We start from the raw sequence: 26,852 nt of genomic DNA, 5'->3' as shown, positions 1-26,852 counted from the left end.
CCCCCGAGTCAGGAGAAGCGATCCAGCCCGGTGAGTTCGCTGGAGAGCGCCCAGAGCCGGGATGCGGAGTCGGGATCGACCGCCCACGGCTTGACACCGCCGATGAGCATGTCATCGGTGATCGCGGGCTCTGCGACGTCGCAGTCCTGGCAGTAGGCGCCGCCGTGCTCGTCGAGCAGGGGCGAGGTGGCCGCCCATACGGCCGTCGCCGCGCCCTGGGCTGGAGTCTTGAAACCGTCGGCGTGCCGGCCGTCCCGGGTGATCCAGCCCTGGGCGATCTGCTCTTCTTGGGGGATGCGCCGTTGCAGTTCAGTGAGGATGCTGCCGGGGTGCACCGCGAAGGCACGCACGCCACTGGCCGCGCCGAGGGTGTCGAGGTGGACGGCGAACAAGGCGTTGGCCGTCTTGGACTGCCCGTAGGCCGACCAATGGTCGTAGCCGTGGCGGAAGTGCGGGTCGTCCCAGCGGATGTCGGACAGGAAGTGCCCGGACGAGGCCACGGACACCACTCGTGCCCCGGTGGGGGACAGCGCCGGGCGCAGCCGGTTGACCAGAGCGAAGTGACCGAGGTGGTTGATGGCGAAGTGCGCTTCCCAACCGGAAGCGATGAGCCTGTGCGGGTAGGCCATGACGCCCGCGTTGTTGATGAGGATGTCGAGGGTGCGGCCGGTTTCCAGGAACCGGTGGCTGAACGTCCGGATGCTGTCGGCGTCCGACAGATCGAGCTCGTGCACCTCCGTTCGCGGAACGCCGGACAGCGCCTGCCTCGCCACCGCAGGACGGCGGGCGGGCACGATGACGTGTGCCCCGGCGCGGACCAGCGCGCTTGTGGCCTCCAGGCCGAGTCCCGAGTAACCGCCGGTGACCAGGACGTTCTTGCCGGATAGCTGGATACCGGCTAGAACGTCGTTCGCGGTGCTGTGCGCGTCGAACCCCGAACCGATCTTGTGTTGCGTGATTGCCATGCCTCGAACGTTAGAATCTAGACTGCAATCTAGGTCAAGCTAGGCGGAACGGCATGAGTAAGACCGCAACTGGAGACGGGCTTTCCATCGGCGACGTCGCGAAGGCGACCGGGCTGGGTGTGCACGCGCTGCGGTTCTTCGAACGGGAGGAGCTCTTCCTCCGCCCGATCCCGCGCACAGCCGGGGGGCAGCGGGTCTATGACCCGGAGGATGTGGAGTGGCTCCTGCTGTGCAACCGGCTGCGGGACTCCGGCATGCCCATCGCCGGCGTGAAGAGGTTCGCCCGACTTGTTCGATCAGGTCCGGGCAACGAGCCGGAGCGGCTCGCGCTCTTGGAGGAGCATGAGAGAACCGTCCGGGACAAGATCGCCGACTTGACGGCGAGCCTGGAGATCATCCATGGCAAGGTCCTCACCTATCGCAAGCATGTCGAGGACGGAACCGCGGCCGGACTCTGGTCGCCGACGCCGTCTCCGTAGGCGTGGTCAAGATGCACCCGCTGTGTGCGCATCGGTTGCACGCGCGAGGTCGGGCAGCGCGGCCGTCCCCTGCAGTTACCAGATCACATTTCATGACAAGTCATGTCTTGTTATGGTCGAGCCCTTGCAAAGCTGACACGTTCTCTTCACTCTTCTCCCCATAGGCGTAAAGATCAGCTCTACTCCATGGCGTGAAGGAGAGCGTGTGCCGTCCACCCCCCATTGGCGTGCGATCTTGATCGCGGTCGCCGCCGCTGTCACCCTCATCCTCCCCCAGGGCGTGGCCCAAGCCGCGCCCGATCCGGGAAAGATCAATCAATCCGTCCAGGCCGACCTGGCAGCGGACGGAAAGGCCACCTTCTGGGTACGCCTGAAGGGCACCGCCGACCTCAGCGGCGCCCGCCGGGCCACGACCAAGGACGACAAGGCCGAGCAGGTCTTCGAGGCCAAGACCGCCAAGGCCGGCAGCTCGCAGGCGGCCCTGCGCAAGCTTCTGGACTCCCACAAGGCCGACTACACCCCGTACTGGATCGTCAATGCCGTCAGAGTGACCGCCGACCCCAAGCTGGCGGCCGAGATCGCCAACCTGCCGGAAGTGGACCGGATCGACCCCGTACGGACCGTGCCGCTGCCGAAGCCGGCGCCCGGCAAGGCCGAGGCGAAGGTCAATGCCGTCGAGTGGAACATCGACCGCGTCAACGCCCCGCGCGTCTGGAACGAGCTCGGCGACCGCGGCGAGGGCATCGTGGTCGGCACCATCGACTCCGGCGCCCAGTTCGACCACCCCGAGCTGGCCGCCGCCTACCGCGGCCGGAGCCCTGACGGCTCCGTCGACCACAATTACAACTGGTTCGACCCGGCGCACATCTGCCCGAGCGCGGCGCCCTGCGACAACCTCGGGCACGGCACGCACGTCATGGGCACCATGGTCGGCGTCAACGGCATCGGGGTGGCGCCCGGCGCCAAGTGGATCGCCGCCAAGGGCTGTGAGGTCAACACCTGCACGGACGCCTCGCTGCTCGCCGCCGGCCAGTGGATGCTCGCCCCCACCGACCTGAACGGCGCCAACCCGCGCCCCGACCTGGCCCCCGACATCGTCAACAACTCCTGGGGCGGCGTGGGCTTCGACCCCTGGTACAAGGAGATCGTCGACGCGTGGGTCGCCGCCGGCATCTTCCCGGCCTTCGCCAACGGCAACGAGGGGCCCGCCTGCCGGACCAGCGGCTCGCCCGGCCAGTACGTGAACAGCTACAGCGCGGGCGGCTTCGACGTCAACAACGTCCTGTACGCCCGCTCCAGCAAGGGCGAGGGCGAGAACGGCGAGATCAAGCCGAACCTGGCCGCCCCCGCCGTGGACGTCCGCTCTTCGGTGCCCGGCAACGGTTATGACAGCTACACGGGCACGTCGATGGCCTCGCCGCACCTGGCCGCGACGGTGGCGCTGATCTGGTCGGCGTCGCCGGGGCTCCAGGGTGACGTGGCCGCCACCCGGCCGCTGCTCGACAGCACCGCGATCGACGTCAACGACACCAGTTGCGGCGGCACCGCCGCCGACAACAACGTGTGGGGCGAGGGCCGCCTGGACGCCTTCGCCGCGGTGTCCGCCGCGCCGCGCGGGGGTCTCGGCGACCTCAAGGGTACGGTCACCGCCGCGGGCAGCCCGGTGTCCGGTGCCACGGTCACCCTGTCCGGGCCGCTGAGCCGTACGGTGGTCACCGGTACGGACGGGACGTACGCCGTCCCGCGCCTGCTGCCGGGCGACTACCAGATCGCCACAGAGAAGTTCGGCTACGACAAGGGCAGCGCGACGGCGACGATCGCGGCCGACCAGAGCACCACCGCCGACGTGGTGATGACCCAGAAGGCCACGGGCGTGGTGACCGGCACGATCACCACGGCGGGCACGCCGGAGCCGGGCGCCAAGGTCGAGGCGGCCGGCACGCCCGTCAGCGCGGTCACCGACGCCGCCGGCCGTTACCGGATGTCGCTGCCGAACGGCACCTACGACCTCACGATCACTCCGGCCTCCCGCTGCGCCAGCAGCGCCACGGCGTCCGTCACGGTGGCCGGGGACGTGACCAAGGATGTCGAGCTGCCGTTGCGCGGTGACGACTTCGGCTACACCTGCCGCAGTGCCGCCGCCCCGTACGTCGCGGGCACCGACAAGCTCGCGCTCTCGGGCGACGACGAGGCGCAGCAGGTGACGCTGCCGTTCCCGGTCCCGTTCTACGGGGTGGGGCAGAGCAAGGCGTGGATCAGCACCAACGGGTTCGCCACCTTCGCCACCGACAAGGTCGTCACCGGCAGCAACGGCAAGCTGCCCAGCGCTGGTACGCCCAACAACGCCGTCTACCCGTACTGGGACGACCTGGTGGTGGACGCCGACAGCGGCGTCTACACCGGTGTCACGGGGACGGCGCCGCACCGCCAGTTCGTGATCGAGTGGCGCAACGCGAAGTTCTACTCGGCCACCGATCAGCGCGTCTCGTTCGCCGCCCTGCTGGGCGAGGACGGCACGATGAGCTACCGCTACAAGGACATCGAGAGCGAGCGCGACAAGGGCACCAGCGCCACGATCGGCATCGAGAACGCGACGGGCACCGACGCGCTCCAGTACGCCAACGAGGAGGCCGCGCTGTCCGCCGGGCAGGGCCTGACATTCATCGCGAGCAGGCACGGCCTGGTGACCGGCACCGTCACCGACGCCAACGACGGCAAGCCGCTGGCGGGCGCGACGGTCAAGGTGGGCGACGTGGCCACCTACACCACCGGCGAGGACGGCGCCTTCTACGGGCAGGTCCTGGCCGGTGACTATGAGGTGGTGGTGTCGAAGGAGAACTACGGCACCTTCACCAAGAGCGTCACGATCGCGCCGACGACGGTCACCAGGATCGACACCGCGCTGGTCACCGGCCGGGTCAGCCCCTCGGTCAGCGAGCTGACCGTGGTGATGCCCACGAACGCCGCCAGGACCCGCACGATGGAGCTGACCAACCTCGGCTCGCCCACGGCGTACACCGTCACCACCGACCCGGCGCAGAGCTGGATCGGCGTCACACCGACGGCGGGCGATCTGGCCAAGGGGCAGGCGGTCACGCTGAAGGTCAGCGTGTCCAGCACCGGCGTCCAGCCGGGCACGTACCGCTCGGGCAAGCTGATCGTGAAGTCGGCCAGCGGGCGGCAGCCGATCATCGAGGTCACGGTGACGGTCGTGGTGCCCAAGCTCCAGGTGGCTCTGGAGGCCGGCGGCACCAAGGCCGTGACGGACACCGCCGGTGACGCGTGGACGGCCGACAAGAAGTACAGCACCGGCGGCTACGGGTATATCGCCACCTCGACCCGTACGACCACCTCGTCCAAGGCCATCAAGGGCACCGACGACCAGGCGCTGTTCAAGTCGGCCCGCGAAGGGATGCTGGAATACCGCTTCGACAACGTGCCGGCCGGGACGTACACCGTCGAGCTGGACTTCGCCGACGTCAAGTCGACGCAGATCGGCCGCCGGGTCTTCGACGTCCTCGTCGAGGGCCAGCTCGCGATCCCGGCGCTGGACCTGGCGCTGGAGGCGGGCACGTACACGGCCGTCAGCAGGCAGTACACGGTGAAGGTCACCGACGGCCAGCTCAACGTCCGCTTCGCCACGCGGCAGGGCATGACGATCGTCAACGCCATCCGCATCTCGGAGCGGCCCGACAAGGTCTCGTGAAACAGCCAGAATGACCCGGGCCCGCCTCTAAGGCGGGCCCGGGAGGCTTTTCAGGGCGTCTGCAGTATCGCAGGTTCGCCTTCATGGTGAAGGGCGATCGTCCATAGCCGGGGAGGCCAGGGGCAGGGTGACCGCGACCTCGAAGCCGCCTGACGGCTTCGGCCCGGCCGTGACCGTTCCCCCGTAGAGCTTGACGCGTTCGCGCATGCCGATCAGGCCGTGACCATCACCGTCCGGGGTGACGGCCGGCCCGCTGCCGTCGTCGGTGACGCGCAGCTCCAGCTCGGCGCCGTAATGGAGCGAGACCGTCGCCGTCGCCGGGCCCGCGTGCTTCAGCACGTTGGTGAGGGATTCCTGGACGATCCGGTAGGCACACAGGTCGATTCCTGGAGGTAACGGGCGTACGGCGCCGGTGATCGACATCTTCACCGGCAGGCCGGCCGAGTTCACCCGTTCCACCAGCTGTTCGAGCCGTTGCAGACCGGGTGCCGGGTCGTAGCCATCCGTGTCGTCGCTCGCTTCTATGCGCAGGACGGACAGCAGTCGTCTCATCTCGCCCATGGCCTCGCTGCCGGTGTCGGCGATGGTGGTGAGCGCGCCGCGCGCCGTGGCGGGGTCGGTGCCGAAGACGTACCGGGCGAGTCCCGCCTGGATCACGATGACCGACATGTGGTGGGCGACCACGTCGTGCAGTTCGCGGGCGATGCGCACCCGTTCCTCGGTGACGGCGCGCCGCGCCTTGTCCTCCTGGTCCTGGCGCAGCCGTCCGGTGAGGTGGGCCAGCTGCTTGTTGCGTTCGACCAGCATCCGGGTGCTGTTGCCGAACGTCCAGGCGACGGCGACCATGATGCTCACCTGCAGGACGTTCGGCCAGGCGAAGTCGGGCGGGGCGAGGAACGCGGCGTGCCACCAGACGGCCGTCATGGGAAGCACGCAGGGGAGCGACACGGCCGGACGCCACCGACTGGCCACGGTGTACAGCGCCAGCAGCGGCGCCACTTCGTTGAACCTGGAGTCGTAACCGGCCAGGTGGAAGACGAACGCCGCGGCGCAGGAGATCGCCAGCACGGTGAGGGACGCGCGCCGCCGCCAGGCCAGTACGAGGTTGGTCACCAGCGTCAATCCCACGCCGACGGCGTCCAGGGGACGCTCCGCGTAACCCGCCTCGGTCCCGCCCACGGAGAACAGGAACGTCAAGGTGATGGCGGCGACCGCCGCGCCGAAAGCCAGGTCGACGATGAAAGGGTTCATCGCGGCCAGCCGTCTGAGGGACGACAGCAGCTTTACCCGCATCAGCGCATGTTAGCGGCGATCTCCGCGCGCCGCTGGACGGCTTGGGCGCGGACCATCCGCGCGTACAGGCCGCGCCGGTCGCCGAGCAGTTCCGGAGGCGTGCCCGACTCGGCCACGCGTCCGCCGTCCAGTACGACGACCGTGTCGAACGCGTCCAGGCCCCCGAATCGATGGGTGATCATCACCGTCGTCAGCCCCCTGCGGCGCCGCAGAACCGCGTGGACGACCTCGCGTTCGGCCAGCGGGTCGAGCGCGGACGTCGCCTCGTCCAGGACCAGGACGGGCGCGTCGCTCAGGAGCGCGCGGGCGAGGGCGAGGCGCTGACGTTCACCGCCGGAGAACAGCGCCCCGCGCTCGCCGACCACGGAGTCGTAGCCGTCGGGCAGGGCCATGATCCGCTCGTGCATCCTGGTGGTCGCGCAGGCCGCGACCAGGTCGTCCAGGCCGGCGTCGGGGGCGGCGTAGCGGAGGTTGTCGGCGATGGAGCCCTGGAAGAGCAGAGCCTCCTGTGGGGCCAGGCAGACGCGTCCGCCGGTCCGTACGGAGCCCTCCGCCGGTTCGTACAGACCGGCGAGCAGGTGGCCGAGCGTCGTCTTGCCCGATCCGTTCGGGCCGACGATCAGGGTGGCGGAGGCGGCGGGCAGGTCGAGGGTCACCTCGCGGAGCGCCCACCGGGTCTCGCCCTGCGGCCCCGCGTAGGCGTACGAGGCGCCCGCGACGCTCACCTCACCCGCCCCTGCTCCCCCCACGGGAGGGGGCGATTCCGGCGGCAGGTCCAGGTACTCGAAGACCCGCTCGAAGGCCGCCTGGGCGGTGCGGAACTCCGTCGAGATGTGCAGGATCTGCCAGAGCGGCTGGTAGAGCCTCGACTGCAGGACCACGAACGCCATGAGCGTGCCGGGCGTGATCCCGTCCATGAGCCCGGCCGCGACGAACACGATGTACGGAGTCAGGACGAAGAAGATGTGCCCCGCGCTCAGCACCGACTGAGCGGCCAGGCTCGCGCGGACGCCCAGCCCGGCCAGCCGTTCGCTCTCCGCGGCGAACACCGCGGCCTCGTGGCCGTCGCGCCCGTGCACCCGGGCGAGCGTGATGCCGCCCAGGGAGAGGCGTTCGGCGGCGATGGAGGCGATCTCCGCGCGGGCGCGCTGGCCGGCGGCGGAGAGGATCTTGAGCGCGCGTCCCGAACGGGCGGTGACCCACAGGATGGCCGGCGCCAGGCAGAGGGTGACCGCCGCGAGCCGCCACGACAGCGAGAACATCGCCCCCAGCGCGAACAGGAACCCGAGCAGGCTGCCGAGCAGGCTGGGCAGCGTGTCCTTGATCGCGTCCTCGATCTGGTCGGTGTCGTTGGCCAGCCTCGACTGGATCTCGCCGCTCCGGGCGGCGGCGAAGAAGCCCAGCGGCATCCGCTGCAGGTGGCCGAACAGCCGCGTACGCAAGGAGTGGATGACCCGCTGGGCCATCCGGGCCGAGATCCACGCCTGGGCCAGGTCGACGCCCGCCGCCCCGGCCGCGACGACCGCCGCGAGAGCGGCGATCAGGGCCAGCAGGCCGGGCCGCGGGCCGCCCGCGCCGAACAGGGCGCGGTCGAAGACGACCTGGGTCAGCAGCGGCACGGCCGCGTTCAGCGCGGAGAAGATCGCGACCAGCAGCACGACGAGCAGGACGGCGCGGCGATACGGCGCGAACAGCCGGATGATCCTGCGGGTCGTCACGACGCCTGCCCTCTCGGAGATCTGGAAACGGCGTGCGGCCGATGCCAAGCCGCACGCCGTTATCTTCATCAGTTGGTGTCGGTGCAACCCGGGTGCTTGATGCAGTTGCTCAGCAGCGCCGACTCCGAGGTGCTCGGCTCACGCTCCTGCAGGTTCTGCAGGTCCTGAACGTCGAAAGACATGTTCTCCCCCTCTCTCTGGTTCCGTTCCTTCGGGTATCACCGCGCTCGAAGCGCGGTGAGCTCATGGGCTGGGCGGCCGATGACGTCGTCGAGCGTCCACAGGCGCGGATGTCCGTGACGCAGGCGCAGCAGGAAGGCGAGGACGCCTGCGGCCCCGCCCAGGTAGCTCGGCAGGATCCGGCCCAGGCGGTCGGGCACGTGCAGCCGGCCCGCGCGCCTGACGGCCCGCGCGGTCAGGCAGGTGGCCAGATCCTCCGCCCATCGGTGGTACCGCTCGTCTCCGGTGAATTCGGCCATGTCGAGCAGGAAGTCGCCTTCGCCCGGCAGGCCGTGGCACAGCACCGAGCCCGACTGCCACCTCGTCCGGTGTACGGCGACCGCCGCCTGCTCGGCGAGCTCCAGCGCGATCGGGTCGCCGGTGGCGTGCCAGTAGCGGATGAGGAACGAGCCGACGCCCGACGATCCGCTGCACCAGTGGGGGCGGCGCGGCCGTACGGACTCGGGCTCGTCACGCCGGAACGGCCACCAGGCCGCACCCCGTTCGACATCGGCGTGCGCGTAGAACGTGTGGGCCACCTCGCGCACGGTCTCCAGCCACTCCGCCTGGCCGAAGGCGACGCCCCCGTAGAGCAGGGCGGTGCCGATTCCCGCCAGGCCATGGGCGAAGCCGAAGTGATTGGTGCCGGCGAGGCTGGAGTCATGGGAGGCCGGTGTCAGCCATTGCGGGCGCCCGTCCAGCGAGGACCGCGCGTCGTGCAGGTTCTGGAACATCCGCGCGGCCCGCTCGCGCAGCGCGGCGTCGTCCGCGCGGATGGCCAGGCGCAGGGTGGCCATCGCGCACCCGGCCAGGCCGTGGGTCATGTCGGGGCTGGGATGGTCGGTCGGCAGCCGGTACGCGGCCCGCACCGCGAAGTCCCTCGACTCCGCGTCCCGCGCCGCCTCGTACAACGCCCAGAGGGCGCCGGATCGCCCGGCGTAGAGGCCGGACGGCCAGACGTCCTCCTCGGCGAGGCGGCGGCGGAGCCAGCGCGAGACGGTGCCGGCCTGTTCGGGAGGGAGGACCGGGAGGATGCCGGCCGCGCCGGCGCTCACCGCGCAGGGGTCGGCTTCGAGCCCATAGGTGATGTTGGGCCAGGGGGACGGGCTGTCGGCGCGGTCGTCCATGGTCTCGGCCAGCCAGGCGAGCCCGTCGGCGACCAGGTCGTCCGCGCTCACGCGAGACGGAAGAACGCGTCGCGCGAGGGGCTCTCGGAGCTTGGCCAGGAAGCGCGCGCAGGCGTCGAGCGTCCAGCGGTCCTCGGGTTCGGCGAGCAGGCCCGCCACCATGGGCCGGAGCGCCGCCAGAGCGGGGTTGCCCTCGGCGACCCTGGCCAGGAGGTCGCCGGCGCGGGCGCCCCAAGCCGGGCCGGCCTCCTCGTCCTCCGCCAGGCCGAGCTCGGCGCCGACCGCGAGGAAGTACACCAGCGCGCCGAGGCTGTAGAGATCCGCCGCCGCCGTGGGCGCCTGGCGGAAGGCTCCGGAGTACGGCGCCAGCTCCGGCGCGAGATAGCCGGAGGTGCCGCCGATCATGACGGTGCTGTCCCGCTTGGCCGCGTACTCGAGGTCGACGAGCCGGATCTGGCCGTCGGGCAGGATCATGACGTTGCCGGGGGAGAGGTCCCGGAAGACGTAGCCCTGCTCATGCACCTTCTGCAGCAGGCCGACCAGGCGTGCGACGACCGGTATGACCTGCTCGGCCGGGCAGCCGAAGCCGTCCCGGCCGAGAGGCGTCGCGTGCGCCTCCGTCCATCGGTGCGCGGTGTGGCCGGGCACCAGCTCCTCCGCGAGGAAGGCGTGGCCGCCCTGTTCGAAGAAGTCCACGACGGCCGGCACGCCACCGGTGGCGGCGAGGTCGTCGAGAGCCGAACGTTCGAGAGCCAGCCGGTCCTTGGCGTCCCGGCCGCTGAGGTCGGAGGAGGCATGCGGGCGACCCTCCTTGATGACGACCTCGCGGCCGGTCTTCGTGTCTTCGGCGATGTACACGCCGCCCCTGTTGGCGTGTCTGATCGCCTCCCGCACCACGAACCGGTCGTTGAGCATGACCGCGGACGTCCCTTTTGCGGTCTTTTTTGGTGGTTCAGGGAAAGGGCAGGCCGCGAAGCTCGGCGGGGTGAAGGAGGCCGCCCGTTCGTCGCGGACCAGTTGTCCTCCCGGAGCGCGCAGTCGTACCTCGTAGAACCCGTCGTTGCCCAGCGTCCGGTGCCCGGAGAAGGCGCCATAGCGGTAGTGGACGAGGCCGCCCGCGCGGTAGGGCCGGTCGGAGAGGATCGCCGGGCCAGGCAGTCCCCTGGTGGCCTCGTCGAGGAGGGCGGCCAGGCGGACAGATTCGGCGTCACTGGTCGGGTAGGCGGTCACGAACTTGCCCGCCTGCGCCCGCGCGCAATGCGGGGCGAGCAGCTCCCAGTAGTCGCCTAGCCGGTCGGGGAACTTGAAGGCGCATCCCGCCTCGATGAGCACCCGGGCGACCTGGGCCAGTACGAAGGGAGCCGACAGCATCGTGGCGGAGACGTGCAGCTTCCATCCCTGATCGGGCATCGGATAGCCGTCGGGAGTGACCCGGCACCAGAAATCGGCCGCCTCGATCGCCCAGCCGCCCTCGCCGGACCGGGCCAGCTCGTCGGTCACGAGGTCGCGCAGAATGGTCGCGTCCGCCCCCATGGCACTACCTCCCGAAGTCCGGCGCCGCTCGTGGAGCGCTCCATAGGAGGGTGGCCGACGGGTCTTGCATTTCGCTGACAGGGGCTGTCGGCGCCTGACTGATCGTCAGATGGGCGGCGAGCGACGCCGCGGGTTTCAGCCCAGGAACTTCGCGGTCAGCCCAGGAACTTCGCGGTCGTCGCCACGAACCGGTCGGCGTTGTCGACCCACGGGAAGTGGCCCGCTCGCGGTTGAACGACGAACTCGGCGTCGGGGAACAGCCCGGCGTACTCGGCCACGACGCTCGGGGGCGTGTTCAGGTCGACCTCGCCGGCCAGCAGCAGCACCGGCGCGTCGAAGGCGGCCAGTGCCGCGCGGGTGGCGGCCGGGTCGTAGACGCCCTCGGCGCCGAAGGCGGCGGCGGCCTCGTCGTTTCGATGACCCTCCTGAGCGGCGTGGTGGGCCTGCGCGGCCGCGTCCCACCGGCCGTAGAAGAAGGGGTCGATGGCCGTCCAGCTGTCGTCGGTGGCCTTGCCGCCCATGATCGCCTCAAGGGCCGCGAAGGCGGCCGCGAACCAGGGCTCCTCCTCGCGCAGCCGCGCGACCTCCAGCCGGGCCTCACCGGTGACCGCGAGGCCGACGGCGAAGGGGCTCGGCGTGATCAGCGCGAGTTTGCCGACGCGTCGCGGATGCCGGGCCGTGTACAGGGCCGCGAGGTTCGCGCCGGCGCAGTGCGCGAGCAGGTCGATCCGGTCAAGACCGAGGTGCTCGCGCAGCGCCTCGACGTCGTCGACCAGCCGGTCACAGCGGTAGGAGGTGGTGTCCTCCGGTGTCGCGGACCGGCCGGTGCCCCGAGGGTCCACCATGATCAGCTGTCGATGCGCCGACAGGCCGCCGAGTTCGCCGAGGTAGCCGGCGTCCTGCATCGGGCCGCCCGGCAGGCAGATCAGCGGGGTGCCCGCTCCGAACACGTGGTAGGCCAGGGTGGTTCCGTCAGGCGCGGAGAAGGCAGGCATGGCGTGGATCCTGTCAGCGGCGTTTCGGTCAGGGCGAACGATTATCCCGAGCCCCGGCCAGTGCCCCGAGCCCGGGTCTGGTCGGCGTCCCGGGCCTGGTCAGCGGCCTAGGTCGGCCGGTGCTCTCGGAGACACGGCCTGAGGGTCAGGTGGTGACGATCGCCGCGTTCTCCCCCAGAAGCGCGAGAACGACCGCCGTGTCGAGCAGTAGCGACGGGATCAGCCGGACCCGGAACACCGCGAGTATGGCCGCCACCTCGTCCGCGTGCGCCGTGTCGATCACCGGAACGGGCAGGCGGGCGGCAGCGGCGGCGGCGTCGGCCAGCACCTGCTCGCGCGCCTCGGCGTACTCCGCGCTGCGGGCGATCGGCTCCAGCCGCCGCCACACCTGCGGCATGAAGCCGCCGATCGCGCGGTAGTAGCTCAGCACCCGGGGATGACCGTGCACGGTGCGGATCTCCTCGTACACCCGCGCCAGTTCCTCGCCGGGCGGAGTGCCGTCCGGCACGATGTTGACCGCTTCCGGGGCGACGCCACGCGGGCCCGGATCGGGGGTGGTGCCGTCGAGCGCGAGGGTCGCGGGGGCGCCCACGGTCAGCCCTCGGTACCAGCACGAGGCCAGCAGGAGGATCTCGGGCAGCAGCCGGTGGAACGTGATCGTGTAACGGCGGGTGTCACCGGCCGCCAACGACTCCTCCGGAGCGGGCAGTAGCCCGGCCGGCACGCCCAGCCCCGCCGCGGCCTGCTTGAACTCGGGTGACCCGATGATCGGCTTGAACCGGTTCCAGGCCGGGACGAGGTAGTCAGGGTAGTTCGCGAGCGCCTGGAAGATCGGGCTGACGAACGGTACGCCCAGGTAGCCCGGTACCTCCTCGATCACCTGGGCGGTTTCGGGGGTCAATTCGGGCTTGCCGGGCAGCGACGGCAGGAGCACCGCGCCACGGGCGGCATCGCCGGGCTCCGTCGTGGTGATCGCCTCAGTCCGCGGGCCGACCGACGAGGAGCGCTTCGAAGATTGCATGCAACGTAGGGTACAAATTTGGATCCAATTTCTCAAGAGGCACCGTTTCCGGCCGCAACCGGTTGACCCACCATGCTCCCGACCTGTCCGGGAGCATGGTGGGTCAACCGGCTATGGGCGTCGTGCCGCCCAGGCGGTCCTCGTGGTGCGGACGTGAAGGTCGCCCCGCCGCAGGATGCCGTCGGGCCTTTCGTCGTCGAGAAGGGCGTCGAGTGCGGCCAGGTCGTCGGCGCTCAGCCGCTCGCCCAGCCCGGTTCGCAGGCGTCGCAGGGACAGCTGGGCGTAGCGGCCGGTGGCGGCGGGCAGAGGGGGCGTCAGGTCGACGGTGAAGACCCGTTCGGTCTCGACGGTGAACCCGGCCCTGGTCAGGAGTGGGCCCCAGTCGGCGCCCATATGCGGGAGCCGGGCGCTGCGCTCCTCGGCCATTGCGGCGTGGCAGCGCGCTTCGAGTCCGGGGCGGCCGATGCCGAGGTCATCGGGCAGGAAGCGCGGGAAGGAGTCGATCTCGACCGCCACCAGCAGCCCGCCGGGGCGGAGCGCCGTGCGGACGTCGGTGAGCGTGCGGACGGGGTCCGCCATGTGGTGCAAGGACGAGGCCGCCCACACGAGGTCGACGGGGTCGAGATCGGGCCAGGCCGCGTCCAGATCCGCCTGAACGGTGCGGACACGGTGGGCCACGCCCCGTTCATCAGCCTTGTTCCGGAGGTGGTGCAGATAGGGCGCGGACATGTCCAGCGCGGTCACCTCGGCCTTCGCGAAGCGCTCCAGCAGGGCGAACGTGCCGGTGCCGGTTCCGCTGCCGAGGTCGAGGAGATGGCTGGGGGCCGGGTCGCCGGCGAGCTGGTGGACCCAGGCGGTCACCTCGGACAGGTACGCGTGCAGCACCTCCGCGTCGAGATCCAGCAGTTCGGTCATCACGGCGTCGTCGGATCCGGCCGTGGAGTGGTCGTGGTGGGTTGCCATGTTCGGAGACTATGTCCACCTTGCTCCTCTGGCATAAGGTCTTGCGTATGAAGCAAGACGGAGATCTCGACGGCTTGGTCCGCAAGCGGATCAGGGGCCTGCGTACGGCCCGCGGCTGGTCACTCGACGACCTGGCGGCCCGCTGCTACCTCAGCCCCTCCACCCTGAGCCGGATCGAGACGGGCCACCGGCGCATCAGCCTCGACCAGCTGACCGCGATCGCCCGCGCCCTGGAGACCACCCTCGACCACCTCGTCGAGTCGGTCACCGACGACGATGTGGTGATCAGGCCCCAGCGCAACGAGGCGCGGGGGATGACCATCTGGACGCTGAGCCGGGAGCCGGGGCCGAACGGCATGACCGTGGCCAAGATGCGCCTCACCAAGCCGCCCCCGAGGGACCCCGCCGAGCTGAAGGTCCACCCCGGCAGGGACTGGTTCACCGTTCTGTCGGGAGCCGTCGTACTGCTGCTGGGGGAGCGGACCATCGTGGTCGAGACCGGTCAGGCGGCGGAGTTCTCGACCATGATCCCCCACGCCTTCGGCGCCCACGACGGCCCGGCCGAGATCCTGACCATCCTGGAGCACGACGGAGAGCGCACCCATCTCCGCTCATCGCCGTGACCGGGCCTTCAGGACAGGTACAGCCCGGCGGACATCCGCAGGGCGTCGAGCCGGCGGCAGGCCGCGGCCTGCACGTCCTCGACGTGGATCCGCGCCTGCCGCTCCGCGCCCTCACGGTCGCGGTTCGTCAGCGCCTCGACGATGCGCTGATGGCCCGCCACACACGTGACCACCTCGTCCGGGGTGAAGAGGACGGCCATGTTGTACGTGATGCCGAAGTCGCGGTTGCGCAGCCATTCGTCCAGCAGCCGGCCGTTGCCCGAGGCCCGCACGATGGCCTCGTGGAAGTCGCGGTTCATCCGCCCCAGCTCGGCCCGCGGGCGCTGGATGAAATCCGCCATCGGCCCGTCGTAGAACGCGGCGATCGTGTCCAGTTGCTCCTCGGACGCGCGCACGGCGGCCAGCCCGGTGGCCATCGACTCAAGGGCGCACCGCACCTCGTAGATCTCGCGGATCTCGTCCGGCGTGTGCTCGCGCACCACCCAGCCCTGCCGCTCCCGGACGACCAGCCCCTGGTCGACCAGCCGCATCAGCGCGACGCGTACGGGAGTGCGGCTGCTGTTGAGCCGCGCCGCCACCTCGTCTTCCGGAAGCCGCTGGTTGGGCCGGTATTCGCCCTGGAGGATCGCGGCGCGTATGTGCTCGTACGCCTGATCGCCGAGCGACTCCCCGCTACCCGCACGGGGCCTCCTGCGCTTGACCGCAGGCTCCTCCGCACGTGCCTCGCCGGGTCGTTCGGCCATCAGTCCTCCGGTCCGTCGCCTGTCATGGAGATTCTCCCAGTATGCGATGAGATCCAGAAACCTGAGGATCCTGCGATCAAAGTGCCGTTGACTAAGGTTGTGGCCGTGTCAGGTGTGGCTCAGTTAGAAGTCCCACGGGTGTCCGAGGACGTGCCGGACGTCGTGGTCGTGGATGGGCAGGCGCAGTCCTACAGCGGCAACGTCCATGAAGAGCTCAAAGTGGTTCTCGTGCTCGACTCCGGTTTCACCGTACGCAGACGCGGCACGACATTCCACGCCGCTCCCGGCCAATTACTCGCTCTCCATCCGGATGACGCCCATTCCGGGCAGCCGGATGATCCCGGGTCGGCGCACTGGCAGATCATGTGCGTGTCACCATCCTTGATCGCCGAGGTCGCCGCGCCTGACGCCGTGCGCTACGGGGACCCGGTGATCCGGGACGGCGGGCTGGCCGACCGCTTCCGGTCCGTACACAGCTCTCTCTACCTGCCGCCGGGGCAAGCCGGTTCGGCGCTGCGGCAGGAGACGGGGGTGCTGGAGTTCGTCGCCGCGCTGGCTCGGCACGCCTACGATCCCGAGGGCGGGAGGGACACCAGGCAGCGGGCCCCCGAACTCGTACGCGAGTATCTGCGGGCGAACCTCTCCCGCAACGTGACGCTGGACGAACTCAGCGCGATCGCGGACCTCAGCAAGTATCGGCTCGTCCGCGCGTGCACGGCGCGGTTCGGTCTGCCGCCGCACAAGCTGCACCTGCGTCTCCGGCTGGATCGGGCCAGGGAGTTGCTCCGGCGCGGCGCGGGGATCGCCGAGGTCGCGTACGAGACGGGATTCCACGACCAACCCCACCTGACCCGGGTGTTCGCGCGAGCCTATGGGATGACCCCGGCCATATATCAGTCGACCTATCGAGGCACGACCTGGACCTCGCGCTGACCCCGGGCAGGGCAAGTGGCGGGGCAAGAACGTGCAATACGGATGCCGATCACGGTCGATAGGTTCCTTCGCGTCGCCAACTTGGCGCGAATGTGAAGGAGATTATGTGATGCGGTACCGACTGCTTGGTCGCACCGGTTTGAGGGTGTCTGAGGCGTTCCTTGGCACGATGACCTTCGGGCAGGACTGGGGATGGGGCGCCTCCACCGAGGAGTGCCGCAAGATGTTCGCCGCCTATGCCGAAGCCGGCGGGAACGTGATCGACACCGCCAACCGCTACACCGAGGGCAGCAGCGAGCAGATCGTCGGGGAACTGCTCGGCACCGACCGCGACCGCTTCGTGCTGTCCACGAAGTACACCCTGACCATGGACGGCACCGACCCCAACGCCGGCGGCAACCACCGCAAGAACCTGGTCCGTTCGGTCGAGGCCAGCCTGCGCCGGCTGGGCACCGACTACATCGACCTGCTGTGGGTGCACATCTGGGACCCCAGCACACCCATCGAGGAGACCATGCGGGCTCTGGACGATCTCGTACGGGCCGGGAAGGTGCTGTATGTCGGAATCTCCGACGCGCCCGCCTGGCTGATCTCCCGCGCGAACACCATCGCCGAGTTCCGCGGCTGGACGCCGTTCGCCGGCCTCCAGCTGCCCTACAGCCTGGTCAAACGCGACATCGAGCGCGAGTTGCTGCCCATGGCCGCCGCTCTGGAGCTGTCGGTGGCCGCATGGTCGCCCCTGGCCGGCGGCGTCCTGTCCGGCAAGTTCACCCGGTCCGGTGCCGACGGTCCGTCCCGGGTCGACCGCGCCACCATCTCCGAACGTGACCTGAGCATCGCGCGCACGGTGGACGCCGTGGCCGACGAGCTCGGTGTCTCCTCCTCGCAGGTCGCCATCGCGTGGACGCGGGCGCACCGGCCCTGGATCCACCCGATCCTGGGCGCCCGCACCCTGGACCAGCTGACCGACAACCTCGCCGCCATCGACCTGGAACTGCCAGAAGAGGCGGTGCAGCGGCTGGAGCAGGCCGCCTCGATCGACCTGGGCTTCCCGATGGAGTTCATCATGGACACCACCACCGACTTCGTCTACGGACCCAGCGGAAAGCTGGTCGACGGCCGCCCCGTCGGATAAGCGCGCCGCCGGGCCGGATCGGCGGCTGAGCCACCCCTTTTGAAACAGGAGCCTCCCATGAGGTCTATTCGTCATGCCTTCCTGGCCGGAGCTCGCCGGCTCTCGGCGGTCATCGCGGTCGGCGCCGTCCTGGCCACCGCGCCCGCCACGGGCCCGCGAGCGAACGCAGACACCTGCGACCAGGCCTGCCAGATCGACTGGGCCTGGACCGCCCAGCGGCAGAACGCCCTGCCTCGTACCCCCTTCTACGACGCTCCCGACCCACTGCCGTGGGCGCCGAGCGGAACCCTGATCCGCGCGGCGGCCACCTCCGACTACGTGGTGGAGAACAAGCCGGTCAAGGCCGTCCGCGTGCTGTATCACTCCCGTACCTCCCGGGGCCGGGACGTGGCGGTCTCCGGCGTCGTCCTGGTGCCGCAGGACCGCCCGCGCCCGGCGGGCGGCTGGAAGGTGGTCGTGGACGCGCACGGCGCCAGCGGCATCGCCGCGGACTGCGCGCCGTCGCTGATGCGCGACCTGTACCACGGCAACCAGATGGTCCGCTTCCTGGAGCGGGGGTACGCGGTCGTCGCCCCGGACTACGCGGGCCTGGGCACGACCGGCCGTCCGGAACTGGTGAACAAGACCGCCGAGGCGGAGGACATCGCCGGGGCGGTGCGGTCCGCGCGCCAGGCGGTTCCGGACCTGTCGGGCGACTGGGTGCTGTGGGGCCACTCCCAGGGCGGCGGCGCCGCACTCGGCTTCGCCGAACGCCAGGGGACACGCCCCGAGCCGGGCTACCGGGGCGTGGTCGTCACCTCGCCCGCCGCCGACCTGCCCGCGCTGGCCGCCCACGTGGCCACGACCGTCCCGTACGGCGGGTTCGCCCCGCTGCTCGCGCAGGGCGCCGCCTACAGCGATCCGAAGATCGACATCGGACGTCTCCTGACCCCCGCCGCCCTGTCCCGCCAGGACGCCGCCCGGAACGGTTGCCTGGGCGTGGCCACCGCGGTCTACGGAGATCTGACCGGTCCGGCACTGGTCCAACCGGGCTACTCCGGCGACCCGCGCTTCACCCGATACCTGCGCGACAACAGCCTCGGCCGCAAGCGCGTCGTCGGCCCGGTGCTGTTCCTGCAAGGCGGTGCCGACACCGTGACCCCTGAGCCGATCAATGCCCAGGTCGCCGCCCGCCTCCGCGCCACAGGCTCGCACATCACCTACCGCGTGTACGACGGTCTCGAACATGACACGTACGGCACTGCGATGGGCATCGACGACGGCGCCATGCCCGACATCCTCGCCTGGATCGGCGCCCGGTTCGCCGCCGTTGAGATCCCTTGATGCGAGTTCTGACCCGGCGTTCCCGGGCGAACATCCGGTGAACGCCGAATGTCGGAAAAGCGTAGATGTGATCGTGACGACAGAGAGACACTTCGGACATATCAGACCGTGAGCATGATCACATGACGACTCCGTCCTCGCGATTAACGGTGACCGATGGCAGAAGCCCCTTCTGAGGGGCCGTCGCGGCCGCCCCTCGACATCGATCACGATCAGCTCAGGAAGCACGCGGCGCCCGCCTTCGACGACGCGTCCGCGGCGGTGCGGCGGGCCGTCGGGAAGGCCGCCGATGCGCTGAGCGCACTGGGTGGCTGGCCGGTGAACGAGCCGGCCGACAAGGCGTTCGTCGAGTGGTACAAGCCGAAGCGCGACGAGATGCTCCGCATGATCGAGGACTTCGCGGCCGTGTACGGGGACATCGCCGACGGCATCCTGACCATGCGCCGCAATGTGGCCACCGTCGACTGGGGCATAGCCGACGACATCAAGATCGCGGACGTGCCGGTCTACACCTGGCCGGTGGAGGGCACCCCGTGATCCCCCTCAGGCCGATGCTGTCGCCGACGGCCTTGAGCGGGGCCAGGGTCCTGTCACCCGCCAGCCTGATGACGACCCTGCTGCTGGCCTCAGCCGGGACGATGGTCGCCCTGCGCGTCTACGCCGGCGTCACCGCGCCGGAGATCGACCCGGCGGAGCTGCGCAAGGCGGCCGCCGCCTTCCGCGAGCTGGCCGACGACCTGAACGGCCCGGAGCAGCCTCCCCCGCACGGCCACACCGGCGGCGTCGCCGGGATGGCCGACAGCGCCGCCGCCTCGGTGTGGAACAACAACGGCGGTCAGGGAGTGGACGCCTTCGCCCAGCTCTACATCCTGCGGATCATGGGCTTCCCCGCCGCGTTCGCCAAGGACTGCCGGGTGCTCGCCGCCGGCTGCGACGCGTACGCCGACCTGGTGGAAGGGGTGCGCAAGCAGCTCGCCGAGCTGGACAAGGCGATCGTGCAGCTCCTGTGGCTGGTCTGCTTCCAGCCGTTCACGACCATGTTGTACGGCGTGGCGCAGGCGATGGCCGCCGCCCAGATGGCGCGGCTGGTGAAGCTGGCCCAGACGGTCAAGGCCGTCTTCGGCGTCAACGTCGGCCGGATCCTGCAGATCTGCCTGCCGAAGTACGTGCTGACCACGCTCAACTACGCCGCCATCGACGGCCCCGCCTACGCCGCCGGTGCGCTCACGCTGGACGCGGCGAGCGACGCCGCCCACGGCCGGCCGACGAGGTCGGCGGGCGAGAACACCAGGGAGTTCGGCGGGATCGTCGCCGGGAACACCGGCTACATCCTCGGCTACGACGTGGCCAAGCTGGGCCTGCCCGGTCCCGCCACGCGGGGCGGCGAGCTGGTGGCGCGGCTGTTCGGCTCGGGGTTCGGCTACACGCCGGTCAAGAGCGCCCTGGACGGCGACGGCGAGATCATGACGACGCCGGAGGAGTGGGCGAGCAAGGTGGAGGGACACGGCCTGCGGGCGCTCATCTTCCCGCCGGGCTGGAAGTTCGGCCGCTGAGTCCCACCAGCCATTCAGCCGGTGCTGTGCGGCGAAGGGATGACCCGAGTTGATCCCCTCTCAAGCACCCGGCAGGATATCCGGACGTCCTTTACCCTCAATTTACGGATGACATGTCATACCGAAAGCTCCTGCCAGCGATCATCCTCGCGGCCGCGATCACCACTACCGCCGCGCCTCCGGCCAGCGCCAACGGCTTCGGCAGCGCCAACGGCTGCTGCCCCTTCGCCGACAACGGCAAGCACTGGTACAACTACGCGTCCCTGGAGACCCGTACCAGGACCGCCGTGAAAGCCGCTCTGCTCAACCTGGACTCCCAGACTGACATGACCGTGGCCCACGACACCACCGCGGACCCGAGCACCGACGTCGAGTCCTTCGACCAGTACTACGTCGACCACTGGGGCCTCGACTGGGACGGCTCCAGCACGGGCTACAACCTGTTCGCGTACTCGAAGTGCGTCAAGACCGTCGCCCCGGCCGACAGCAGCCAGCCGTGGCGTTGCGACCAGTACGAGGTCCGCTACGATCTGGCCGACATCGACTGGATGACCGCGACCCAGCGGCAGGCCCTGGCCTGTCACGAGGTCGGGCACACGGTCGGGCTCGACCACTCCACCGAGTCGACGTCGTGCCTGAAGACCGGAGCGCACAAGATCATCAAATACAGCGCGCATGATGTCGCCCACATCAACGGCCGCTACTAGGAGACCGGCGATGCGAAACCTCAAACTCCTCACGGCCGTCGCCGCCTGCGCCACCGCCGCGCTGACCGGATGCGCCCAGCAGGCCGCCCCGCAGGCCGGTCAGCAGCCGCAGCGCTCGTTCTGGTCCCAGCTCCACACGGACGCGGGTGGGACGGGCCAGTACCTCTTCGACTCCCTGGAGGACATCACCCCCGGCGCCCGGCCGTCCGGCGCGTTCCGCCCGGCCGCCGCGCTGGTGGAGGGCACGGTCGTCGGCGTAGAGCCGGGCATCGCGTACGCCTCGGACGACGACTCGCTGACGCCGCGGGTCGTGCCATACGAGAGCCAAGAGGCCGCGATCCGCTGGGCCAGCGTCGTGGTCAAGGTGGACAAGGTCCTCGCCGGCAAGCTCGGCCGCGGGTACACCGGGGGACAGATCCGGCTCCGGGTCGAGCAGCCCACCGGCACAACGCTCGACGGCCTGCGCCAGTCGATCGGCACGGCCGGCCGCGGCCTGTTCTACGTGGACAACGCCCTGGACCGGGTCAAGCGGCGGGCCGCGTCGCCGCAGGCGCAGGCGTACCAGGCGTCCGTGCAGCTCCCGATCGGCCAGGGGGTGTTCGTCGAGGAGAAGCCGGGGGCGGCGCTCGTCGCCCCCCTCGCGGACGAGGACCGTGCCGCCCAGCTCCTGGGTACCGACGGCCGGCAGGCGCAGCTCAGGTCCACCGGGGACTCCCCGCTGGCGCAGCTCCGCGGCCGGGCCCAGGAGTCGGCCTGCGAGAAGGGCACGGCGACAGACAAGGCCGCCTGCTGACGGATGCCACGGCTGAGAGGCCCCCGACGGGGCCCTCAGCCGTGCTCTCACCGCCGCGCCCGCTCACCTGGCCAGGTCGCGGACCAGCGACGGGTAATCCTTCAGGGTGATGTTCTCGGCGAAGTCGTCCGCCATCTTCATCATGAGCTTGAGCATGAAGCTCGCCTTGAACATCCAGTTGCGCATCCGGATCCGCCCCTTCGACGGAGGCGCCAGCCACGGACCGGCGTTGCCCTTCTCCGAGACCTTGGCGTACTCGCGGAAGCCCTCCTCGTACCGCCGGAACGCCACCCGGTGGTCGCCGTTGGCCGCCGCCAGCTCACCCGCCAGCACGTACGCCCCCACCAGCGCCAGCCCTGACCCGAACCCGCCCAGCGTGTTGGCGTAGGCCGCGTCACCCAGCAGCGCCACCCGCCCCTGGGAGTACCGGTCGATCTTCACCCGGCTGATCGAGTCGAGGTAGAAGTCGCCGGTGCGGCGCACCGCGTCCAGGATCTCGGGCGTCCGCCACCCCATCCCGGCGTAGGCGTCGAGGACGACCCGCTTCATCGCCTCGGTGTCGTAGCGGTCGTAGTCGAGGCGCGGGGCGGCGAAGACGAAGAAGGCCGACGCCTTGGGACCGCCGGCGGCGACCATCCTGCCTGGCTCGTTGTACATCTTCGCGTTCGCGCCGAACCGCTCGGGCACCTCGGCCAGGGCGTAGTAGTGGCCGAGGAACTCGACGTAGTCCGACTCGGGGCCGAAGACCAGCCGCCGGACGTTCGAGTGGATGCCGTCGGCCCCGATCACCAGGTCGAACGTGCGGGGCGCGGAGCGCTCGAAGGTGGCGTGCACCCCGCCCGGGGTCTCGGTGAGTGAGGTGATCGAGTCGCCGAAGACGTACTCGCAGCCGGCTTCGACACTCCTGTCGTAGAGCAGGCGGGCCAGGTCGCCGCGGTGGATCTCCAGCTCGCCGCCGCTGAACTCGCCGGGCATCACCGCGAGCGTCCGGCCGCGCGCGTCGACGAAGGCCTGGTCGGTACCGCCGGTCTGCAGGCGGCGCACGTCGTCCAGGATGCCCATGCGGCGCAGGACCGTCATGTGGACCTCACCCTTGAAGTCGACGGCCTGGCCGCCGGGGCGCAGGCCGGGGGCCTTCTCGACGATCGTGACGCGGAAGCCGTAGCGGGCGAGCCAGTAGCCGAGGGCGGGGCCGCCGACGCTGGCACCGGAGATGAGGACGTTGGTGTTCTGCATGTCCCCGACTCTCGCGGGGCGCGCTGACACCCTGAGGACAACCGGCTGACAGTGCGTCCCCTTAACCGACGAGGACTGACAGCGCCTCGTCGCCGCTCAGCGCGGCTCCCGTGGCGAAGTGGGCGGCGAACACGTCCGCGCCCAGCCGCTCGGTCGCCGCCGCGGCGACCATGGCGACGTCCCGATCACCCGCGACGGTCGTACCGCGCAGCGCCACCCCCACGCCCAGCAGGTACGCCGCCCGCTCAGCCGCTCCGTCGAGCAGCGCCAGCCCCGCGTGGCCCTCGGCGATCTCGGCCGCGTCCGTCGGCACCACCGTGCGCGCCAGTTCCAGCGCCTCCCCGTGCCTGCGCCTGGCCTCGGTGAGATCTCCCTCGGCCGCGGCCAGCCGGCCCAGCGCGGTACAGGCGAATGGCCTCATGCCCTCGGTCGCGTACGAGCCGGGAACGGCGGCGTCCAGCACGGCGGTGTAGCGGGCCCGCGCCTCGTCGTACTGACCGGAGAACCGCGCCAGGTCGCCCCACGCCATGTTCAGCAACGGCAGCCCGCGCGACATGCCCGTCCGGCGGGCCAGCTCGGTGGCGCGTTCGAGATCGGCGCGGGCCCCGTCCAGGTCGCCTTCCCGCGTCAGCCCCGCCGCCCTGCGGCACAGCACGTCCACCAGCTCGTCCGCCGCGCCGAGCTGGCCGTTCAGGTCCACGGCCTGGCCCCAGAGCCGCCTGGCGGCCGCCCAGTCGCCGCGCCGGCTCGCGATCATCGCCAGCCATTCGTGGCTCTGCGCCATCCCCCAGCGCTCGCCGAGGGCGCGAAAGCGGGTCAGCGTCTCCTCCAGCCGCTGCTCACCCTCGGCCACCTGGCCGTCGTGCAGGAGGATCAGCCCTTCTCCCAGCATGGACACGGCCCGGCTCCACGGGTCGGAGCCGAGCAGTCGCCCGCGGCGCCGGGTGGACACCGCGTCTGCCGGGCCCGCCGTCATGCCCCACAGCACGGCCAGGAACGGGTGCCGCAACTCGCCGTCCAGCGTCGTCATGATGTCCACGGCCCGCGCCCACCGCTCGGGGGACACCTCCGGTACGGCCTGCAGCACGCACATGACGTACTCCTCTTCCAGCCCCGCGACCGGCTCGTCACCCATCAGATGGAGCAGCCGCATCGCGGACGAGGCGATCTGTTCGCGCCGCCCGCTCAGCCACGAGTACACCGACAGGGCCGCGACCAGCCGCGACGCCGTCTCCGGATCGTCCTCGACGGTGTGCCGGAGCGCGGCCCGCAGGTTGTCGTACTCGGCGGAGAGCCTGGCCAGCCAGTCGAGCTGTTCGGCCCGCCGCAGCCACGGGTCGGCCCGCCGGGCCAGATCGAGGAACCAGGCGGCGTGCGCGTCGCGGGTCCGCCGCTGCTCTCCCGCCTCGGTCAGCCGCTCGGCGCAGAACAGGCGGATCGTGTCCAGCATCCTGTAGCGCCCGCCGTCGGCCTCGATGAGCGATTTGTCGACCAGGTCGGCCAGCACGTCGCCGTCACCGCAGACGAACTCGGCCGCCTCCAGCGACGCTCCCCCCGCGAACACCGAGAATCGCCTCGCCACCTCCTGCTCCTGTGGGGTGAGCAGGCTCCAGCTCCACTCGACCACCGCGTGGAGGGTGCGGTGCCTGGCCGCCGCCGTACGGTCGCCGCGGGAGAGCAGCTTGAAGCGGCCGTGCTCGTTCAGGCGGTCGGCGATCTCCGCCGGGGTGAACGTACGCAGCCGCGCCGCCGCCAGCTCGATGGCCAGCGGCAGACCGTCCAGCGTGGCGCAGATCCCCGCGCAGACCTCCATGACCTCGGGATCGGCGCTGAACCCGGGCCGGACGGCGGCGGCCCGCTCGGCGAACAGCCGTACGGCCGGATAGGTAAGGGCCTCGGCGGGATCGATGCCCGGCGGCGGCACGGCGAGCGGCGCGAGGGGGACCAGCATCTCGCCGGTGAGCCCGAGCGGCTCCCGGCTGGTCGCCATGATCGCGACGCCGGGGCAGGCGTCCAGCAGCCGCCGGACCAGTTCGGCGGCGGCGGCCACCACGTGCTCGCAGTTGTCCAGCACGAGCAGCGCCGGCTGGTCGGCGAGGGCGGAGACGAGCCGGTCGACCGGGTCGGGACGGTCCAGCGCGGGCACCTGCAACCCGGCCTCGCGCAGCCCTAACGCGCCCAGTACGGCCGGGGCCACCTGAAGCCCGTCGTCGACCGACGACAGATCGGCGAACCCCGCCTCTCGCCCCGGACCCGCCCGGTGGACGGCCTCGACGGCGAGCCGCGTCTTGCCCATGCCCCCGGGGCCGACGATGGTGATCAGCCGGGCGTCGCCGAGCGCGACGATCCTGGCCAGCTCCTCCTCCCGGCCGACGAGCCGGTTGAGCGGCACGGGCACCCGCCGCCGGGGAGCCTGCTCCCGCCGTTCCTCGCCACGCAGGATCGCCAGGTGCAGGGCCGCCAGCTCAGGAGCGGGATCGGCCCCCAGCTCGTCGGCCAGCAGCCGCCGTACCTCGTCGTAGACCGCCAACGCGGCGGCCTGCTGCCCGGAGGCGTGCAGCGCCCGCATGAGCTGACCGCGCGGCCGCTCGCGCAGCGGATGGGCCGCCACCAGCTCGCGCAACTCGGCGACCGAGGTCCCGCCGGGCAGGGCCAGCTCGGCCTCCGCCAGATCCTCCCTGGCCGTGAGCCGCGCCTCCTCCAGCCGCGCCACCTGCGGCGCGGCGAACGGCGCGTCGGCCACATCGGCCAGCGCGGGCCCCCGCCACAGGGCCAGCGCCTCCCTCAGCACCCGCGCGGCCGACTCGTGCTGCCCCGCCGCCAGCAGCCTCCGCCCGTCCCGGGCCAGCCGCTCGAACCGGTGCGCGTCGATGTCCTCCGCCTCCACCGCCAGCCGATAACCGGCGCCGTGGAACTCCACCAACCCGGCCGGCAGATTCCGGCGCAGCCGGGAGACGTGAGCCTGGATGGCGTTGGCCGCCCCGGCGGGCGGGTCGTCGCCGTACTGACCGTCGATGAGCCGCTCCACGCTGACCAGCTGCCCGGCGTCGAGCAGCAGCAACGCGAGCAGCGCCCGAGGGCGCGGCCCACCCACGGCGACCGCTTCACCGGCGGCCGTCCGCACCTCAAGCGACCCAAGGATCCCGAACTGCACGGCACCGATTCTGTCCCATTCGATGAACTCCTCGTCCTCGGCTCTGGCCAGACCGGTCACCTGCCAGCCGCGGTCCCGCGCGAGCGAGACGACGTACCCCCCGACCGCCCCGGCCGCCCCGGTCACCAGCAACTGGTCGCCGTCGCTGGGTGCGTCACCAAGGAGATCGATGATCTGGGCGGCGGCCAGCCCGTTGAGCGGTACCGTCGACGCCGCGATCAAGTCCAGCCCGCCGGGAACGACGGCGACGCCGGCGGCCCGCACGACGAGCTGTTCGGCGTAGGTGCCGAAGTCGCGGTCGAAGCCGTCCACCAGGCCGGCGACCGGCGTGCCGGCCCTCAGGTCCACGCCGCGGCCGGTCGCGACGACAGTCCCGGAGAAGTCCCAGCCCAGGCCGGTGTGCTCGGGCTGGTTGACCAGCCCCATGGCATGGAAGAGGCCGCGGGCGACCGCGAGGTCGACGGGATTGACCGACGCGGCGGCGATCATGACCCGGACCTCACCGGGCCCGGGCTCGACGACGGGAACGTCGATGATCTCAATCGAGTCGGGTCCGGTCGGGGTGCGGACGGCTGCCGTACGGAAGGTCGGGATGCTCATGGTTTCGCTCCTCATGGCTGGGGGTCCCGGTAG

Annotated in this window: 20 protein-coding genes; 10 read left to right on the top strand and 10 right to left on the bottom strand. The window is 70.8% G+C overall.

Going from position 1 to position 26,852, the window contains the following annotated elements:
• Positions 1-8: 8 nt before the first annotated feature.
• Positions 9-965, bottom strand: coding sequence for an SDR family NAD(P)-dependent oxidoreductase (locus ACGFJ2_RS19345; RefSeq protein ID WP_393469955.1), 957 nt, complete (start codon positions 963-965; stop codon positions 9-11).
• A gap of 53 nt (positions 966-1,018) precedes the next feature.
• Here ACGFJ2_RS19345 and ACGFJ2_RS19340 point away from each other — a divergent pair, with 53 nt between their 5' ends.
• On the top strand, positions 1,019-1,444 hold the full coding sequence (locus ACGFJ2_RS19340) for a MerR family transcriptional regulator (RefSeq protein WP_393469952.1): 426 nt from the start codon (positions 1,019-1,021) through the stop codon (positions 1,442-1,444).
• Positions 1,445-1,649: 205 nt separating this feature from the next.
• Positions 1,650-5,150 carry a S8 family serine peptidase gene (locus ACGFJ2_RS19335; protein ID WP_393469949.1) on the top strand — a complete coding sequence of 1,167 codons (3,501 nt, stop codon included), beginning with the start codon at positions 1,650-1,652 and terminating at the stop codon, positions 5,148-5,150.
• Between the two features lie 81 nt (positions 5,151-5,231).
• Here ACGFJ2_RS19335 and ACGFJ2_RS19330 read toward each other — a convergent pair whose 3' ends face one another.
• From ACGFJ2_RS19330 to ACGFJ2_RS19305, 6 genes are all read right to left on the bottom strand, one after another.
• On the bottom strand, positions 5,232-6,443 hold the full coding sequence (locus tag ACGFJ2_RS19330) for a sensor histidine kinase (RefSeq protein WP_393469946.1): 1,212 nt from the start codon (positions 6,441-6,443) through the stop codon (positions 5,232-5,234).
• Positions 6,443-8,161 (bottom strand): ABC transporter ATP-binding protein, encoded by a 1,719-nt coding sequence (locus ACGFJ2_RS19325; RefSeq protein ID WP_358174180.1) that lies wholly within the window; start codon positions 8,159-8,161, stop codon positions 6,443-6,445. The genes ACGFJ2_RS19330 and ACGFJ2_RS19325 overlap by 1 nt, the downstream gene beginning before the upstream one ends.
• A 218-nt stretch (positions 8,162-8,379) precedes the next feature.
• Positions 8,380-11,040, bottom strand: coding sequence for a class IV lanthionine synthetase LanL (gene lanL / locus ACGFJ2_RS19320; RefSeq protein ID WP_393469942.1), 2,661 nt, complete (start codon positions 11,038-11,040; stop codon positions 8,380-8,382).
• A gap of 155 nt (positions 11,041-11,195) precedes the next feature.
• On the bottom strand, positions 11,196-12,035 hold the full coding sequence (locus tag ACGFJ2_RS19315) for an alpha/beta fold hydrolase (RefSeq protein ID WP_393469939.1): 840 nt from the start codon (positions 12,033-12,035) through the stop codon (positions 11,196-11,198).
• Positions 12,036-12,180: 145 nt separating this feature from the next.
• A complete protein-coding gene (locus ACGFJ2_RS19310) occupies positions 12,181-13,056 on the bottom strand; it encodes a hypothetical protein (protein ID WP_393469937.1) in 876 nt (291 codons plus the stop codon).
• A 111-nt stretch (positions 13,057-13,167) separates the two neighbouring features.
• On the bottom strand, positions 13,168-14,019 hold the full coding sequence (locus ACGFJ2_RS19305) for a class I SAM-dependent methyltransferase (protein ID WP_393469934.1): 852 nt from the start codon (positions 14,017-14,019) through the stop codon (positions 13,168-13,170).
• 47 nt (positions 14,020-14,066) lie between these two features.
• On the opposite strand from ACGFJ2_RS19305, the gene ACGFJ2_RS19300 reads away from it, so the two are divergent.
• Positions 14,067-14,642, top strand: a complete 576-nt coding sequence (locus ACGFJ2_RS19300; RefSeq protein WP_393469931.1) for a helix-turn-helix domain-containing protein — start codon at positions 14,067-14,069, stop codon at positions 14,640-14,642.
• An 8-nt stretch (positions 14,643-14,650) separates the two neighbouring features.
• On the opposite strand, the gene ACGFJ2_RS19295 is transcribed toward ACGFJ2_RS19300, so the two are convergent.
• Entirely contained in the window at positions 14,651-15,385 is a 735-nt protein-coding gene (locus ACGFJ2_RS19295) for a GntR family transcriptional regulator (RefSeq protein ID WP_393469928.1), read from the bottom strand.
• 138 nt (positions 15,386-15,523) lie between these two features.
• Here ACGFJ2_RS19295 and ACGFJ2_RS19290 point away from each other — a divergent pair, with 138 nt between their 5' ends.
• The 7 genes from ACGFJ2_RS19290 (at position 15,524) to ACGFJ2_RS19260 (ending at position 21,829) form a co-directional block, all read left to right on the top strand.
• Positions 15,524-16,318, top strand: coding sequence for an AraC family transcriptional regulator (locus tag ACGFJ2_RS19290; RefSeq protein WP_357947568.1), 795 nt, complete (start codon positions 15,524-15,526; stop codon positions 16,316-16,318).
• Between the two features lie 169 nt (positions 16,319-16,487).
• Complete coding sequence (locus tag ACGFJ2_RS19285; RefSeq protein WP_393469925.1) at positions 16,488-17,453, top strand: aldo/keto reductase; 966 nt, start codon at positions 16,488-16,490, stop codon at positions 17,451-17,453.
• A gap of 57 nt (positions 17,454-17,510) precedes the next feature.
• A complete protein-coding gene (locus ACGFJ2_RS19280; protein ID WP_393469923.1) occupies positions 17,511-18,776 on the top strand; it encodes an alpha/beta fold hydrolase in 1,266 nt (421 codons plus the stop codon).
• Positions 18,777-18,932: 156 nt separating this feature from the next.
• Positions 18,933-19,313, top strand: a complete 381-nt coding sequence (locus ACGFJ2_RS19275; RefSeq protein ID WP_358174158.1) for a hypothetical protein — start codon at positions 18,933-18,935, stop codon at positions 19,311-19,313.
• The gene (locus tag ACGFJ2_RS19270; protein ID WP_393469920.1) at positions 19,310-20,329 is read left to right on the top strand and encodes a hypothetical protein; all 1,020 of its coding nucleotides are present in this window, start codon (positions 19,310-19,312) and stop codon (positions 20,327-20,329) included. Before ACGFJ2_RS19275 ends, ACGFJ2_RS19270 begins: the two co-directional genes overlap by 4 nt.
• 113 nt (positions 20,330-20,442) lie before the next feature.
• Positions 20,443-21,036, top strand: coding sequence for a matrixin family metalloprotease (locus ACGFJ2_RS19265; protein ID WP_357947583.1), 594 nt, complete (start codon positions 20,443-20,445; stop codon positions 21,034-21,036).
• Between the two features lie 10 nt (positions 21,037-21,046).
• Positions 21,047-21,829 (top strand): hypothetical protein, encoded by a 783-nt coding sequence (locus tag ACGFJ2_RS19260; RefSeq protein ID WP_357947586.1) that lies wholly within the window; start codon positions 21,047-21,049, stop codon positions 21,827-21,829.
• A gap of 63 nt (positions 21,830-21,892) precedes the next feature.
• On the opposite strand, the gene ACGFJ2_RS19255 is transcribed toward ACGFJ2_RS19260, so the two are convergent.
• Positions 21,893-23,065, bottom strand: coding sequence for an FAD-dependent monooxygenase (locus ACGFJ2_RS19255; RefSeq protein ID WP_393469916.1), 1,173 nt, complete (start codon positions 23,063-23,065; stop codon positions 21,893-21,895).
• 61 nt (positions 23,066-23,126) lie between these two features.
• Positions 23,127-26,819 carry a BTAD domain-containing putative transcriptional regulator gene (locus ACGFJ2_RS19250; RefSeq protein ID WP_393469913.1) on the bottom strand — a complete coding sequence of 1,231 codons (3,693 nt, stop codon included), beginning with the start codon at positions 26,817-26,819 and terminating at the stop codon, positions 23,127-23,129.
• Between the last annotated feature and the right edge of the window lie 33 nt (positions 26,820-26,852).

This window comes from Nonomuraea sp. NPDC049028 (assembly GCF_043197735.1).
Lineage (GTDB): Bacteria > Actinomycetota > Actinomycetes > Streptosporangiales > Streptosporangiaceae > Nonomuraea.
The sequence above is the reverse complement of the archived record's forward strand: the minus strand, read 5'-3'. Positions and strand labels throughout refer to the sequence as shown.

Excerpts from the sequence above, each read along its gene's own strand:
- ACGFJ2_RS19285 (WP_393469925.1), top strand. The coding sequence starts at position 16,488 with ATGACCTTCGGGCAGGACTGGGGATGGGGCGCCTCCACCGAGGAGTGC.
- ACGFJ2_RS19275 (WP_358174158.1), top strand. The coding sequence starts at position 18,933 with ATGGCAGAAGCCCCTTCTGAGGGGCCGTCGCGGCCGCCCCTCGACATC.
- ACGFJ2_RS19295 (WP_393469928.1), bottom strand. The coding sequence starts at position 15,385 with ATGGCCGAACGACCCGGCGAGGCACGTGCGGAGGAGCCTGCGGTCAAG.
- ACGFJ2_RS19300 (WP_393469931.1), top strand. The coding sequence starts at position 14,067 with ATGAAGCAAGACGGAGATCTCGACGGCTTGGTCCGCAAGCGGATCAGG.
- ACGFJ2_RS19260 (WP_357947586.1), top strand. The coding sequence starts at position 21,047 with ATGCGAAACCTCAAACTCCTCACGGCCGTCGCCGCCTGCGCCACCGCC.
- ACGFJ2_RS19310 (WP_393469937.1), bottom strand. The coding sequence starts at position 13,056 with ATGCAATCTTCGAAGCGCTCCTCGTCGGTCGGCCCGCGGACTGAGGCG.
- ACGFJ2_RS19255 (WP_393469916.1), bottom strand. The coding sequence starts at position 23,065 with ATGCAGAACACCAACGTCCTCATCTCCGGTGCCAGCGTCGGCGGCCCC.
- ACGFJ2_RS19280 (WP_393469923.1), top strand. The coding sequence starts at position 17,511 with ATGAGGTCTATTCGTCATGCCTTCCTGGCCGGAGCTCGCCGGCTCTCG.
- lanL (WP_393469942.1), bottom strand. The coding sequence starts at position 11,040 with ATGGGGGCGGACGCGACCATTCTGCGCGACCTCGTGACCGACGAGCTG.
- ACGFJ2_RS19330 (WP_393469946.1), bottom strand. The coding sequence starts at position 6,443 with ATGCGGGTAAAGCTGCTGTCGTCCCTCAGACGGCTGGCCGCGATGAAC.
- ACGFJ2_RS19345 (WP_393469955.1), bottom strand. The coding sequence starts at position 965 with ATGGCAATCACGCAACACAAGATCGGTTCGGGGTTCGACGCGCACAGC.
- ACGFJ2_RS19315 (WP_393469939.1), bottom strand. The coding sequence starts at position 12,035 with ATGCCTGCCTTCTCCGCGCCTGACGGAACCACCCTGGCCTACCACGTG.
- ACGFJ2_RS19340 (WP_393469952.1), top strand. The coding sequence starts at position 1,019 with ATGAGTAAGACCGCAACTGGAGACGGGCTTTCCATCGGCGACGTCGCG.
- ACGFJ2_RS19265 (WP_357947583.1), top strand. The coding sequence starts at position 20,443 with ATGTCATACCGAAAGCTCCTGCCAGCGATCATCCTCGCGGCCGCGATC.
- ACGFJ2_RS19250 (WP_393469913.1), bottom strand. The coding sequence starts at position 26,819 with ATGAGCATCCCGACCTTCCGTACGGCAGCCGTCCGCACCCCGACCGGA.
- ACGFJ2_RS19305 (WP_393469934.1), bottom strand. The coding sequence starts at position 14,019 with ATGGCAACCCACCACGACCACTCCACGGCCGGATCCGACGACGCCGTG.